The organism is uncultured Ruminococcus sp., from assembly GCF_946415235.1.
Classification (GTDB): domain Bacteria; phylum Bacillota; class Clostridia; order Oscillospirales; family Ruminococcaceae; genus Ruminococcus.
The window spans coordinates 1-14,157 of the sequence record NZ_CAMKRR010000013.1; the positions used below are offsets into that span (position 1 = coordinate 1).

The 14,157-nt window shown below is 46.7% G+C and carries 13 protein-coding genes; all 13 read left to right on the plus strand.

Annotated elements, in window-relative coordinates; all coding sequences use genetic code 11:
• Positions 1–14 precede the first annotated feature (14 nt).
• Positions 15–1,166: a cell division protein FtsZ gene (gene ftsZ / locus Q0R37_RS04840; RefSeq protein WP_294751996.1), complete on the plus strand. Its 1,152-nt coding sequence runs from the start codon at positions 15–17 to the stop codon at positions 1,164–1,166.
• A gap of 199 nt (positions 1,167–1,365) precedes the next feature.
• Positions 1,366–1,986: a helix-turn-helix transcriptional regulator gene (locus Q0R37_RS04845; RefSeq protein WP_294751999.1), complete on the plus strand. Its 621-nt coding sequence runs from the start codon at positions 1,366–1,368 to the stop codon at positions 1,984–1,986.
• A 392-nt stretch (positions 1,987–2,378) separates the two neighbouring features.
• Complete coding sequence (locus Q0R37_RS04850) at positions 2,379–3,842, plus strand: hypothetical protein (protein ID WP_294752001.1); 1,464 nt, start codon at positions 2,379–2,381, stop codon at positions 3,840–3,842.
• Positions 3,843–3,921: 79 nt separating this feature from the next.
• Complete coding sequence (locus tag Q0R37_RS04855; RefSeq protein WP_294752004.1) at positions 3,922–4,521, plus strand: sigma-70 family RNA polymerase sigma factor; 600 nt, start codon at positions 3,922–3,924, stop codon at positions 4,519–4,521.
• A gap of 97 nt (positions 4,522–4,618) precedes the next feature.
• A complete protein-coding gene (locus Q0R37_RS04860) occupies positions 4,619–4,894 on the plus strand; it encodes a zinc-ribbon domain containing protein (protein ID WP_294752007.1) in 276 nt (91 codons plus the stop codon).
• A 99-nt stretch (positions 4,895–4,993) separates the two neighbouring features.
• Positions 4,994–6,439: a Nif3-like dinuclear metal center hexameric protein gene (locus tag Q0R37_RS04865; RefSeq protein WP_294752009.1), complete on the plus strand. Its 1,446-nt coding sequence runs from the start codon at positions 4,994–4,996 to the stop codon at positions 6,437–6,439.
• 9 nt (positions 6,440–6,448) lie between these two features.
• Positions 6,449–7,267: a putative RNA methyltransferase gene (locus Q0R37_RS04870; RefSeq protein ID WP_294752010.1), complete on the plus strand. Its 819-nt coding sequence runs from the start codon at positions 6,449–6,451 to the stop codon at positions 7,265–7,267.
• Between the two features lie 99 nt (positions 7,268–7,366).
• The gene (locus tag Q0R37_RS04875) at positions 7,367–9,133 is read left to right on the plus strand and encodes an NFACT RNA binding domain-containing protein (RefSeq protein ID WP_366517396.1); all 1,767 of its coding nucleotides are present in this window, start codon (positions 7,367–7,369) and stop codon (positions 9,131–9,133) included.
• Between the two features lies 1 nt (position 9,134).
• Positions 9,135–9,653: a DNA-3-methyladenine glycosylase gene (locus Q0R37_RS04880; RefSeq protein WP_294752013.1), complete on the plus strand. Its 519-nt coding sequence runs from the start codon at positions 9,135–9,137 to the stop codon at positions 9,651–9,653.
• Positions 9,626–10,462, plus strand: coding sequence for an AraC family transcriptional regulator (locus tag Q0R37_RS04885; RefSeq protein WP_294752017.1), 837 nt, complete (start codon positions 9,626–9,628; stop codon positions 10,460–10,462). Before Q0R37_RS04880 ends, Q0R37_RS04885 begins: the two co-directional genes overlap by 28 nt.
• Before the next feature lie 311 nt (positions 10,463–10,773).
• Entirely contained in the window at positions 10,774–11,583 is an 810-nt protein-coding gene (locus tag Q0R37_RS04890; protein ID WP_294752020.1) for a polyphosphate polymerase domain-containing protein, read from the plus strand.
• 4 nt (positions 11,584–11,587) lie between these two features.
• Positions 11,588–12,331 carry a DUF4956 domain-containing protein gene (locus Q0R37_RS04895; protein WP_294752022.1) on the plus strand — a complete coding sequence of 248 codons (744 nt, stop codon included), beginning with the start codon at positions 11,588–11,590 and terminating at the stop codon, positions 12,329–12,331.
• A gap of 106 nt (positions 12,332–12,437) precedes the next feature.
• A complete protein-coding gene (locus Q0R37_RS04900; protein WP_294752025.1) occupies positions 12,438–13,775 on the plus strand; it encodes a carbohydrate-binding domain-containing protein in 1,338 nt (445 codons plus the stop codon).
• Positions 13,776–14,157 lie beyond the last annotated feature (382 nt).

A 14,157-nucleotide genomic window follows, 5' to 3' on the forward strand; every position in this document is an offset into this window, starting at 1 on the left:
TAGGAGGAGTTCAAATGTCAGATTTCAATTATGAGGAAACACTCGAACCCGATGTTAACATTAAGGTCATCGGTGTAGGCGGCGGTGGTGGAAACGCCGTAAACTGCATGGTAGATTCGGGTGTCAATAATATAGAATATATCGCGATCAATACAGATGCCAAGGCTCTTAACAAGTCAAAGGCCACTACAAGGATACCGATCGGCGCTAAGCTCACAAAGGGAAGAGGAGCAGGAAACAAGCCAGAGATCGGTCAGCGCAGTGCCGAGGAGAACCGCGACGAGATCGAGACACACCTCAAGGGTGCTGACATGATCTTCATAACCGCAGGTATGGGCGGCGGAACAGGTACGGGAGCTGCTCCTGTAGTTGCAAAGATCGCAAAGGAAATGGATATCCTTACAGTCGCAGTCGTTACAAAGCCATTCCTTTTCGAGAGAGAGCAGAAAATGGCTCAGGCTGAGAGAGGTATCGCAGAACTCAGAAAGTATGTTGACTCCCTTATCGTTATCCCTAATGAAAGACTTCTTGTGGGACTTGACAAGCCCCTTACAATGCTCCAGTCCTTCGCACTGTCAGACGACGTGCTCAAGACAGGTGTAAAGAGCATCTCCGACCTTATTGTTGAAGAGGGCTATATCAACCTTGACTTCGCAGACGTTTCAACTATCATGAGAAACGCAGGCTATGCTCACATGGCTATCGGTCACGGTACAGGCAAGGACAAGGCAAGAGACGCTGCAAATGCAGTTATCTCCAGCCCGCTTCTTGAGACATCTATCTCGGGCGCTAAGAGACTTCTTATCAATATCGCAATGTCAGAGGATATCCTTTCATCCGATGTTGATGCAGCTACAAAGATGATAACTGATACAGCCGCTGACGGTGTTGAGTTCATCTTTGGTACAGCATTCAAGGAAGATATGCAGGATGAGATGACTATCACAGTTATCGCTGCGGGATTCGACGATATGGATTCTGCCAATGACGCAGCAGTTGCGGCGGCAGCAGCAGGCGAAGAGAGCCACGATGATGATATCATCCCGATCGACAATCCTCTTATTGACGGACTTGGCTTCGGCGCACCGAGCAGCGCTCCGAGACCTGCTTCGACATCAAATCAGGATTACGACCTTGACGACATCTTCAAGATGCTCGGCAACTAATAGAAATATAAAGCGGTTCGTTATGAGCCGCTTTTGTTTTATGCGGAGAAAGCCGAAGAACGGCTTGAAATCGGCTTGATAAAAGGTTTTGACAGCGTATTTCCGGCGTCTGCAAAAGACTTTTGGTTGAAAAAATATGCCGTGTCTGCTATGATGAGTTCAGACAAGGGAAGCACCCTTGCAGAAAGGAGTGGAACGTATGGAACTGAGCAACAGGATAAAGGAACTGAGAACTGAAAAGGGCTGGTCGCAGGAGGTACTGGCACAGCGCGCGTATGTCAGCCGTCAGACCATATCCAACTGGGAGACCGAAAGGAGCTATCCCGATGTTCATAGTCTGCTTATCCTAAGCGATGTATTCGGCGTTTCCCTCGATGAGCTTATCAAAGGAGATGTTGATGCTATGAAAGAGAAGGTTACAAAGAATGACGGAAAAGAAATGAAAAAGCTCTATAACCTTGCAGGCATAGAATGTCTTGCAGGTCTGGCTTCGGCTGTTCTCTGCGGTGCGTTGGAAGTCGAGATGTTAAAATTGTTATTTGCGATGCGTACCGGAGCGTTTCTGACGGTAACTTTTATATCATTTCGCAAAATGGGCAAAATACAGGAAGAGAACGATGTTCAGACCTACCGTGAGGTCATTGCATTCATGAACGGCGAAACTCTTGATGACATCGAAAAGGCAAAGGAGCTTGAAAAGCGGAAGGGCTTGAAAAAGAAACATATTATGACTTTAGCTTTGGTTTTGGGTATAGGCGTGGCAATCGAATTTGTCATATTTTCCGTTATGTTTCTGGAGAGACGCGGATATATTATTTAAACCCGAGCGTGAGAAATTCATTCGGGATTTCTCCTTGATGTCTGTAAAAGCACATTTTGTATAGCTTTTGTATTTCTAAACTGTAACTAAATATATTTTTATAACGCAAAAAAGTAAAGACATTGACACTGAAATATCGAATGAGCAGTTTTTACTGTATTTTTATAGTAAATTGCACTAAAATCAATTCAAATTTTCTACATTTCAATAGTTGAAATAATATAATAAATATGTTATAATTTACATAAGGCAAAATCATCAGAACCTGTATTCATGGACTGTGAAGGCTTTTTTATATGCAATATCACTAATTCCGCCTTCATAGCGCTCGAATATGGGTTCTTATTCCTTAATTTTTTACCTCGGTCTGACCGAGGGGAACGGAGAGTACCATGAGCGAACCAACACCAACCGTATTAAGAGAGACCAAGATCGGTCAGAAGGGATTTATCAAAGAGGACGTTATTACTTACCTTGATGAGCTTAATTCCAAGATAGTTGCCCTTGAAGAAGACAACAAGGCTTTGAAGGAAAAAGGGGGACAGGCTGATCCTGAGGAAATAAATAAGTACAAGACACAGATCGAAAACCTTCAGGAAAAACTCAATACCTCCAATAATGCTCTCAGAGCTGCAAAAAAGGAAAATGAAGAACTTCAGAATACAATAAACCAGCTTAAGGCTCAGGGAGGCGGACAGCAGGCTGCTGCTGCACTCGAGGCTGCAAAGAAGGAAATAGATACGCTTAAGGAAAAGCTCAAGGCAGCAGAGCAGAAGGCTGCTGCAGGTGCTGCAAATCCGCAGGCAAACGCACAGACAACTGCCGCTCTTGAAGCTGCAAAGAAGGAGATCGAGGATCTCAGGAACAGGCTCAAGGCTGCCGAGCAGAAGGCTGCTTCAGCAGGTGCTGCACCTGCCGGCGGAGCTGCCGATGCAGAGCTTGCAAAGGCTAAGCAGGAGATCATTAAGATCTCTGATGAGCTCACTGCAAAGACCAAGGAGATCGCAGAGCTCACCGGCAAGCTCGAGGCTAAGACCAAGGAAGCTGCTGAAAAGACTGCTGAGATATCCAAGCTCAATGACGAGATCGTTGACCTCAAGGAGAATGCAGCTCCTACATTTGATATGGGCGCTCTCTTCACCGAGGCTCAGAAGAACGTAACTCAGATCCAGAACAAGGCTAAGAAGGACGCTGAGGCAGTTACCAAGGAAGCCAACGACAAGGCTGCTCAGGTCATCAAGGATGCAAATATCGAGGCTGAAAAGGCAGTTGCAAACGCTAATGTTGCAGCTGAGGCCTGCATAAAGGAAGCTAACGAACAGGCTCGCAATACTGTCAACGAGGCTAATGCACACGCTGACAAGGTAAATGCAATGTCCAAGACTGTACGCGAAATGCTCCTCACAGAGATCGAGAGCATCAACAGCAAGTTCACGGATATCGCTTCTGTACTCAATAACCTTACAGGCCAGTGCTCGGGCAGAATGAACGAGGCTCAGAATATCATCGGCGAAGCCCGCAAGGCTGTTGATACTCAGAAGAACGACGGCGTCGTAAAGAGATCGGATCCTCCGAGGGCTGAATTCAAGCCTTCAAAGGCTCCCAGAGGAGATATTTCGGAGCTCCCCTCAGCAAAGGTAAATGAGGCAAAGAGCGACGACGCAGGCATAAACAAGAATAACAACAATAACTTCAATAACAACAATAAGCCTGCACAGCAGAATAATCAGCCTGCTGCACAGAATCAGCAGAACAAGCCTGCACAGGGCGGAAACAAGAGCGCAAACTTCAATTTTGATATGGCTGAGCTCCTGAAGGCTGCTGAGGAAGAGGCTGCCAAGGAAGGCGAAAACTAAGAATGATATTTCCGTATCCCCTCGGCTCGTCCGAGGGGGGCGGATAATAAACAATTTTATCGGATATGCAGATTGTTAGGTGGATATCTTGCTTGATTTGGATTTCAATTTGAATGAACTTAACTGTAAAGCGGACGAGGAGCTTGCCGTTCTCGGCAAGACTGACAAAACAGCAGCAGCTGTGCTCATCTCCCGTTTTTCAAGGCTTGTTTTTATTAAATCGGAAATTTATGCAAACTCCGAGACCGACAGCGACGACCTGCATCAGGAGGGTATGATCGGGCTGCTTAAGGCTATCGACGCATTCGATCCCCGTAAAGGCGTAAAGTTCTGTACCTTTGCCGAGGTATGTATCGTCAATCGTATGAAAACTTTACTTAAAAAGTCCGAAAGGGATCTAAGCTTTGCGGAAAGGGTAGACGAGGAAGAAGCAGCTGATGTACTGTCCGTTGAGGAAACTCCTGAAAGTATTTATTTTTATAAGGAATTCTTTTCCGAGCTCTGGAGGGATATATGTTCCGTCCTTTCTCTTACGGAGCTGAACGTGCTTACGCTCTGCGTACAGGGCGACAGCTACAAGAGTGCTGCGGAAAAGCTGGGGATGACCGAGAAATCGGTCGATAATGCAATGCAGCGTGCAAGGAAGAAGATCCGCGCACTTATGCATGATACAAATTGAATATGACCGTGTAGCTCAAGCCAGCAGAGCGTTGTTTTACAAAGATGTGGGTGGAAATCCAACCGTGGTCGAAAATAATTAAGCGAGGTATAGTACTATGTACGAAGACAAGACATTAGTTTGCAAGGAGTGCGGAAACGAGTTTATTTTCTCCGCAGGCGAACAGGAATTTTATGCAGAGAAAGGCTTCGTTAACGAGCCCCAGAGATGCAAATCATGTCGTGACGCAAGAAAGAACGCAGGTAAGGCTGAGCGTGTAATGTACACAGCGGTTTGCGCGTCATGCGGCGGTGAAGCAAAGGTACCTTTCGAGCCAAAGGAAGGAAGAGCAGTTTATTGCAGCGATTGCTTTGCCAAAATGAACGAGTCGTAATTAATGAGACCGGGAGCACAGTCGGAAACGGCTGTGCTTGGTTTTGTTTATGCGTACTGCTATGCGGTGCGCTATTTTGTTTATATATGAGGTGCGGAAATGCTTGATAAAAGACTGAAAAAAATTGCTGAACTTGTCAGCGGAAAGGGAACAGCGGCAGATATCGGTACTGACCATGCTTACCTTGCGGCTGAGCTCGTAACGAGCGGAAAGTGCAGCAGGGTCATAGCTTCGGATATAAAGGAAGGTCCTCTTGAATCGGCAAGGAATACCGTTGAAAGGTATGGAGTGCAGGACAAGGTGGAGCTCATACTTTCCGACGGACTTGAAAATGTACCGTTGGGGGGCGTTTCCGATATTGTCATCGCAGGCATGGGCGGAGAGACTATCGCCGCAATTCTCGGGAAAAAAGCCGCTTATGAGCGCGATGATATCAGGTTCATACTCCAGCCCATGACAAAGGTGGAGCTTCTGCGCCGAAAGCTGTACGAAATGTGCTATGAGATAACCGAGGAGCATATAGTTGCGGACGGCGATAAGATGTACGTTATAATCGTCGCTGAGGGCGCAGGTGACTGGCGCCTGCTGACCGAGTTTGAATCCCTTTACGGCTTTTTTGAAAACGATGAGCTCGGAGCAGAGTACCGCAGGAGAGAGGCACAGAGACTTTCGAAGATAGGCAGTGCTCTTGAAGGCAGCGGAAACAGCTCGGGAGCGCAGCATTACGCAGCTCTTGCGTATAAAATGGAAAACGGCTGCGACATCGTAAAAACTGATGATATTTACAGCTATCTCGACACACTTTATCCTTTCGCATCACAGGACAGCTGGGACAATTCGGGACTTCTCGTGGAAAACTATGATATGGAGTGCAGCAAGGTGCTCCTTTCTCTTGATATCAGCCAAAAAGCAGTGCTGGAGGCTTCGGAGAAAGGTGCGGAGCTCATTATTTCGCATCATCCCGTGATATTTGAGCCCCTCAAAGCCATAACCCGCAGCAGCGTGGTGTATGAGCTTATCGACAGCGGTATCGCAGCGATTTGTATGCATACGAACCTCGATATCAGCGAGGGCGGCACTAACGGAGTTATCCTCAGGGAGCTTGAGAAGAAGTACAAGCTTACAGGTGAGCCCGAACCCTTTGAGGAAATTGGCGGCGGCAGGCACTACGGCTGGATAGTTCAGCTTGAAGAGCCTATATTCCCTGCGGAGCTTGCGAAAGGGCTCAAAGAAATATTCGGCTGCGAGTATGTCCGCATGAGCAGACGCAGACACAAGATATCAAGGATCGCATTCTGCTCCGGCTCAGGCGGCTCAATGCTGGGAGAAGCTATTGCAAAGGACTGCGATGCGCTCATAACAGGCGATGTGAAGCATGATGTGTGGATAGACGCCAACAACAGCCTTATATCGCTGTTCGACTGCGGTCACTTCCACACCGAGAATATAGTTCTGCCCGAGCTTCGCCGCGTCCTCGAGGAAAAATTCCCGCAGCTCGACGTGGAGATCGCCGAGGGATCGGTCGATCCCTGCGAGTACGTCTGAGGTGAGGGCATGAGTATATTTATATGTCCCGTGTGCGGAGAAAAGCTCGAACCTGCGGAAAGTTCCTATGTTTGCCCGAATCGTCACAGCTTTGACAGGGCAAAGAGCGGCTACGTCAATCTGCTGCTTTCAAAGCATATGGGAAAAGCAGTTCACGGGGACAACAGGTTCATGATACAGGCAAGGCGCAGCTTCCTTAACAAAGGCTATTACGAACCGCTTTGCAGTGCGCTATGTGAAGCTGTATGCGAGCATATTAAGGGAATGGCGATTCTTGACGCAGGCTGCGGTGAGGGATACTATACTGCCGCAATAATTGATAAGCTCCGTGAGCACAATATTGCTGCGGACGTATACGGCATAGACATATCAAAAGCAGCCGTTGAGTACACCGCAAAGAGGTGCAGAGAAGCGGAGCTTGCGGTAGCAAGCGTATTTCATATACCCGCAGCTGATAAAAGCTGCGAAATGATTGTCACACTTTTTGCCCCCTACTGCGGAGAGGAGCTCCTGAGAGTACTGAAGGACGATGGCATAATGATAATGGCCATCCCCTCGGCAGACCATTTGTGGGAGCTCAAACAGGCGATATATGATGTTCCTTACAGGAACGAGGTCAAGCCCTACGAGCTTGAGGGCTTCGAGCTCCTTGACAAAAAGCGCATAACCTACGATATGCAAATCGGCACTCAGGAGGACATCGACGCTCTGTTTTCAATGACTCCCTATTACTACCGAACAGGCAGGGAGCAGCAGGAGCGGCTGTCGCAAATAGGCAGTATTACCACAAAAGCTGACTTTGAATTGCTTGTATACCGCAAATTTTGATTAGAATAAAACCGCATAAAATGGTATAATTATATCAGAAGAGAATGTGCGGTTCGCAGAACGCAGTGACCGTATCGGAATGGCTCTGCGTTCATTTTTTTGAAAAGGAATGATAATATGGCTCTGGACGGAGCTTTCCTGTATGCGGTCAGAAGGGAGCTTCTGCCGCTTATAGGCGGAAGGGTCGAAAAGATACATCAGCCCTCCCGAGAGGAAGTAATAATATCCATACGCACCCGAAGCGGAAGCAGCAAGCTCTATATATCGGCAAATGCAGGCAGTGCAAGAGTGCATATTACCGAGAGCAGCGTGGATAATCCGCAGACGCCGCCGATGTTCTGTATGCTCCTGAGGAAGCGCCTCGGTAGCGGAAAGCTTACGGATATAAGGCAGGACGGACTTGAAAGGATACTTTTCCTCGATTTTGAATGTGTCAACGAGCTGGGCGATATTGTAACGGTGACGCTTGCCTGTGAGATAATGGGACGCTGCTCAAATCTGGTGATAATATGCGGCGGCAAGGTCGTTGACAGTATAAAGCGCGTGGACGAGGATATGTCACGCGAGAGACTTGTTCTTCCGGGGATGAATTATACGATGCCCCCAAGGGACGACAGACTGAACTTCCTTGAAGCAGAGCCCGAGGAGATAAAGGAAAGACTCAGCAGTACAGAGCCTAAGGAGCTTTCAAAAGCCCTTATAAGGATATTTGAAGGAATTTCTCCCATACTTGCAAGAGAATGGGCGTTTTTTGCAGGCAGGGGAGCACATATTGAAAGCAATACGATAAGCGGTGACCGGCTGGACAGACTGCTGTTTGCGATAAAGCGCACCCGCGAACAGCTGCTGAACGGGGAGTGCTGCTTCTCGGCGGTCAGCGACAAGGAGGGGCAGCTGAAGGACTTCTCCTTTATAAGGCTCTCACAGTTCGGAACACTTATGTATACAAAAGAGCTGGAAAGCGCCTCCGAGCTGCTTGATTATTTCTATTCCGAGCGTGACAGGGCAGCCCGTACAAAACAGCGTGCAAACGATCTGTTCAAGCTGCTCATGAACCTTACGGACAGGACTGCAAGGCGTATAGCGGCACAGCGTGAGGAGCTCGATGCCTGTGCCGACAAGGAGCACGACAAGCTATGCGGCGATCTTATATCCGCAAATATGTACCGCATACAGAAGGGCGACAGCGCGGCTGTAGTGGAGAACTTCTACGACGAGAGCTGTCCGCAGATAACGATACCCCTTGACGTGAGGAAAACTCCCGCGCAGAACGCGCAGCACTATTATAGTGAGTACAAAAAGTCGGTAACGGCAGAGGAAAAGCTTGCCGTTCAGATACAAAAGGGTGAAGAGGAACTGCAATATCTGGAAAGCGTTTTTGATTCACTCACAAGAGCCTCATCCGAGAATGATATAATCCAGCTCAGGCTTGAGCTCAGGGAACAGGGCTACGTAAAATACGCAGGCGGCAAGGCGAAGCCGCCGAAGGCTCTGCCGCCTGTGGAGTACAGGTCAAGCGACGGATTTACCATACTGGTTGGGCGAAATAACAAGCAGAATGACCAGCTGAGTCTGAAATTTGCCGAGAAATCAGACATATGGCTGCACACTCAGCTCATAACGGGCTCTCACGTACTGATACTCACAGACGGAGCGGCGCCGCCGGACAAAACTATAGAAGAGGCGGCAGTCATTGCGGCTGTCAACAGCAGCGGCAGAAATTCGGGACTTGTCCCCGTGGATTACTGCCTTGCAAAGTTCGTGAAGAAGCCTGCGGGCGCAAAGCCCGGAAAGGTCATTTTCACCAATTACAAAACTGCCTTTGTAAAGCCCGATACAGAGCTTGAGCAAAGTCTTAGGGTGTGACATGGGCAGGCGCATTGATGCGGAGTTCTTTCATCGCGACGTGCTCGAGGTAGCTCCCGATCTTGTGGGGAAGATACTGGTACACAGGCTTCCCGACGGAACAGAGCTGCGTGAGCGTATCGCAGAGACGGAAGCCTACCGCGGGGAAGAGGATAAGGGCTGCCATGCGTCAAAGGGCAGGACAAAGCGCACAGAGCTCCTTTATGGCAGGAGCGGTGTTATATACGTCTACCTCTGCTATGGTATGCACTGGCTGATGAACGTCATCACAGGTGAAACGGATCAGCCGCAGGGAGTACTCCTGAGGGCGGGAGAAAATTTCGGCGGACCTGCGAAGCTCACAAAGAAAATGAAGATAGACGGTAGCTTCAACGGAAGGTCTCTCCTCGGCAGTGAGGAGATATGGTTCGAGGACGACGGAGCGCGTCCGAGGATAAGGACTGCGCCGCGGGTCGGAATAGATTACGCAGGCGAGGTCTGGAAGAATATTGAATGGCGATTTATCGCCGACGGGGAGTGATAATGATGAACATACGCTGTTTGGGCTGCAACTCGGTTTACGACAGCAGCTCCGTGTTCCGCAGAGCGGCAACAGGTGAGAATATGCTGATGCTGACGCGCAGCAGGTGTAGGTTCAGTGTAAAAGGACTTGTTATGAAGGTACCTGCGGATACTCTTATCATATTTGACGGAAAGTATCCCGTGGAGTACGCGGCTGAGGGATGTCCCCTGGTCTGTGACTGGATATGCTTTGAGGGAGAAAAAGAGCAGGAACAGGAGTTTATAGATTCTCTCGAGCTTACATACAACAGACCTATATGCTCTGCGGATGCAGAAATGATATCCGATCTCATAAGGAATATCGGCGACGAGTTTTATTCGCTCGGTTCGCGCCGCGTGAAAACTCTTGACAGCCTTATGCGTACCCTGCTCGTAAAGGCGGGGGACAGTAAAGGTGTCAGCGAAGAGACGGAAAAGAGCTCATCACCGCACTATGATACCCTTGCAGAGATAAGGAAAAAGATATACCGCAGTCCCGAAATGAAATGGAATGTCGATACCATGGCAGCAGGTGCAAAAATGTCGCGTTCCTATTTCCAGCATCTGTACCATGATACCTTCGGAGTATCTTGTATCGCCGATGTGATAAACGGAAAGATCGAAAAAGCCAAAAAGCTCCTTTGCGAGACTGACAGCACTGTTTCGCACATAGCTGTAATGTGCGGCTATGACAATGAGGAGCACTTCATGCGGCAGTTCAAGAAAACTGTCGGGGTTACTCCGACGGCATTCAGAAAACAGCTGTTAAACGCTAAGGAATCGGCTTGAAAAAGCTTTTTCCACTTGTTTCTTTTATACTAATGGTCAAAAATTGCTATTTTATTACAGGATTATGCATTTTATGCCATTTTTTTGATAAGCTAAAAAAATGGTGATAATGTGAAAAAAACACTGCCTCGACAAATCACGCAATATCGCAGAAAAAATGCACTTCACGCAAAATATTCCCTTAAAAGATGAATATTGGGTGAAACAGTTTAACTTTAAGACTATTTTAAGAAACTAACGCTATAATATAATCAAATGATACGAAAGGAGTGTGAAGCTCCGCGCAGTTAGGCGCTGCAGCGGAGGAGATTATGGCAATTAATACATTTGCACGAAAAGAAATCAAGTTCCTCCTTAATATGGATCAGTATCACGGACTTATGGAGGTCATATCAGAGTACATGAACCCTGATAAGTTCTGCATAGGCGGAAAAGAATATGGAATCTACAACATCTACTACGACACACCAGACGACTATCTAATCAGAGAATCTCTTGCAAAGCCTTATTATAAGGAAAAGATCAGGCTCCGCAGCTACTATTCGCCTGCTGCTCCCACTGATACGGTTTTCCTTGAGATAAAGAAGAAGATCGGCGGTATCGTAACGAAGAGAAGAGTTTCCATGACTCTTGAAGAGTCCGATGCTTACTTCCGTGACCGTTCCAAGCCTGAGTTCACAAAGTACATAACTCAGCAGGTTTTTGGAGAACTGGACGTATTTCTTGACAGTTACCCCGTCGTACCGAAGCAGTACATCAGCTATCAGCGTGAAGCCTTCTTCGGTAAGTACGATAACGATTTCCGCCTTACCTTTGATCGTAAGATCACCGAGCGACGCTACGATCTCGGACTTAACTACGAGAGTTACGGCAACTACATTATCGGTGCCGATCAGAGACTTATGGAGATCAAAGTATCAAATGCTATCCCCGACTGGCTCGTAAACAAGCTTTCAGAGCTCCAGATCTACAAGACGAGTTTCTCAAAGTACGGAAGAGCTTACCAGAATTTCGTAAGGAGCCAGATAGAGGACGCTCAGCTCACCTCGGGCAAAAGGCGTATCTATATATCGGGTATATCAATGGTAAATAATCATATTATGATGAACAGGAGCGTTTAATTTTATGTTTGAACATGGATTTTTTGGAAATGTGCTGTCAAAGTACTATGAGTCCTCGGATTCTGTGATCAATAACAGCAATTCCCTTCTTGGCACTATCAAGCCGGGAGAGTTTTTCCTCTGCGTTGGCACAGCCATTCTGATAGGCTTCCTCATAAGCATTATCTATATGCTTACTCACAGAAAGGAAGGTTACTCACAGAGCTATGTTCTGACAATGATAATGCTTCCTACCATAGTTGCTGCAATTCTTCTCATTATCAATACCACGGCAGGTGCACTTACACTCGCAGGTACGCTGACGCTGGTAAGATTCAGGAGCGTTGCGGGTGATCCGAAGGATATGGCTTATATCTTCTTCGCAATGGGCACAGGTGTTGTCTGCGGAGTAGGATATATCGGATTTGCTGTCGTATTCTTCGCAGTACTCGGCATTATCCTCTTTGTCCTCAGCGAGACCGATTTCGGCGGCTGCAAGAAGAGACATATGACTCTTAAGATAGCTATTCCCGAAAACCTCGACTATCAGGGCGTGTTTGAGCCTGTACTTGCAAAATATACCACATTCTACAAGCTCAGAAGAGTTAAGACAACAAACTTCGGTACGCTTTTCGAGCTCATCTACAGCGTTGATGTTCTTGACAACATCGACCAGAAGAAGTTTATTGACGAGCTCCGTACACATAACGGCAATATGACCATAAATCTTGTTTTCTTCAGATACGACGACAAGATCTATGAAAACTAAGCCGGAAAACTAAATAGATAAAATACCCTCTCTACCCTATGCCGAACTTAATGTGCCAGATTAAGTTCGGCAAATTTTGCTTGTGAGGGGATAAGGAGATATGTATATGAAATATAGAAGGATATTAGCGGCTCTTTCAGCACTTTCACTCATGATGACCGTATGCTCATGCGGCAAGGACGACACTAAGGAAAAGTCGGATAAGTCGGATATTTCCGCAACGGAAGTGACTGCCGATGGTGAAAAGGAAAGTAAGAGCAGCGAAAAGGAAACAAAGTCAAAAGATAAGAAGACAACCACAAAAGCGGCAGATAAGTCCGAAAAGAGCACAACGACCACAAAATCAGGGGAAAAGAAGTCGGATGTGACAACTACAGCGAAGAAAAACAGCTCGGCAGCAGCAACAACTGCTGCAAACAGCGGCAACAATAACGGCGATAATAACAGCAATAATAACAGCGGAGATGTCTCGACTCCCGAAGTGCCTGCCGATGACGGAAGCACAAACAATGAGGGAGAGGTAAAGGAGTATACCGCTGAGGTAGAGCTGGGCTCATCTCCGAAGGTAAAGGGTACGAATGTAAGTGTCAGCGGCTCTGTAGTAACTGTAACAGCAGGCGGAGATTTCATATTCCGCGGCACCGTGAGCGACGGTCAGATATGCGTGAATACGGCTACGGAAGAAAAGGTCACGATAGTACTTGACGGCGTTGATATCACCAATTCCAACGGACCCGCTATATTTATAAATGAAGCAAAGAAATGTACCATAAAATCCCGCGAGGGCACTGTGAACTACCTCAGTGACGGCGGAAAGGACAAACAGAACAATGCTGTTATCTTCTCAAATGATACGATACGCCTTAAGGGCAACGGCGAACTGAACATTAACGCCAATAACGCCCACGGTATTTCCAGTGACGACGATATCATCATAGATAACGGTACATATAATATAAACTCAGTCAAGTCGGGACTTATTGCCCACGACGATATAACCATAAATGAGGGCAGACTTAACATAAAAGGCGGCACAAACGGTATAAAATCCAAGGGAACTCTCAATATAAACGGCGGATATTCCGTAATATCGGGCGGAACCAAGGAAGAGAAGAGTTCGGTATACTCAGAGCAGAGCTTCAACTATACAGGCGGCTATGTCTATGCGGCGGGAAATAAGGTCTCAGTTCCGTCATACAGCGAAAATCCGTGCGTTGTTGCGGCTCTTGACAATTCATATGACGGCGGAAGCGATGTTAAGCTCTACCTTAACGGCAGTGAGATGATATCGTTCCTGCCTCATAACAGCTTCCGCTGTGTGATGATGCTCGCTCCCGAGATAAGCAGCGGAAACAGCTTCAGTATATCTGTAAACGGAAGAGGCAGCAATGATATCACTGTTGAGGATGGCTGTCAGCAGTATTCAGTTCAGCTTTCAGACTGAAAATGAAAAAACTTTTTTCTAAGTATAAATTGAAATAAAACAATATTCATACAAATTGTAAATAAGAGAAATCAGAAAACATATTAATAAAAAATTAACGTGAAAAATAGTGAAAAAACAGTCAAAAGTACACGATATTATATTTTAGTGTATAAATGTATATTGAAATGTACGTAGATATGCAATATAATAATATCAGCAAATGAAGATTAATGGTATTCAGCTTCAAGTACCCTCCCCTCTCATGTGCTTGATCTTGAGTATTAGTTTCACTTGCACGCCATAGAGATAGTTTTGTCAAGTAATAAAACTAACCCCTTTCATTTGTAATTTTTTCATGTTTTCTATTCTCAATAACTTATTTTAACTTATTGTCTATGGC

Bases quoted from the DNA above. Each gene is read 5' to 3' on its own strand.
- ftsZ (WP_294751996.1), top strand. From the start codon at position 15: ATGTCAGATTTCAATTATGAGGAAACACTCGAACCCGATGTTAACATT.
- Q0R37_RS04845 (WP_294751999.1), top strand. From the start codon at position 1,366: ATGGAACTGAGCAACAGGATAAAGGAACTGAGAACTGAAAAGGGCTGG.
- Q0R37_RS04850 (WP_294752001.1), top strand. From the start codon at position 2,379: ATGAGCGAACCAACACCAACCGTATTAAGAGAGACCAAGATCGGTCAG.
- Q0R37_RS04860 (WP_294752007.1), top strand. From the start codon at position 4,619: ATGTACGAAGACAAGACATTAGTTTGCAAGGAGTGCGGAAACGAGTTT.
- Q0R37_RS04865 (WP_294752009.1), top strand. From the start codon at position 4,994: ATGCTTGATAAAAGACTGAAAAAAATTGCTGAACTTGTCAGCGGAAAG.
- Q0R37_RS04870 (WP_294752010.1), top strand. From the start codon at position 6,449: ATGAGTATATTTATATGTCCCGTGTGCGGAGAAAAGCTCGAACCTGCG.
- Q0R37_RS04880 (WP_294752013.1), top strand. From the start codon at position 9,135: ATGGGCAGGCGCATTGATGCGGAGTTCTTTCATCGCGACGTGCTCGAG.
- Q0R37_RS04885 (WP_294752017.1), top strand. From the start codon at position 9,626: ATGGCGATTTATCGCCGACGGGGAGTGATAATGATGAACATACGCTGT.
- Q0R37_RS04890 (WP_294752020.1), top strand. From the start codon at position 10,774: ATGGCAATTAATACATTTGCACGAAAAGAAATCAAGTTCCTCCTTAAT.
- Q0R37_RS04895 (WP_294752022.1), top strand. From the start codon at position 11,588: ATGTTTGAACATGGATTTTTTGGAAATGTGCTGTCAAAGTACTATGAG.
- Q0R37_RS04900 (WP_294752025.1), top strand. From the start codon at position 12,438: ATGAAATATAGAAGGATATTAGCGGCTCTTTCAGCACTTTCACTCATG.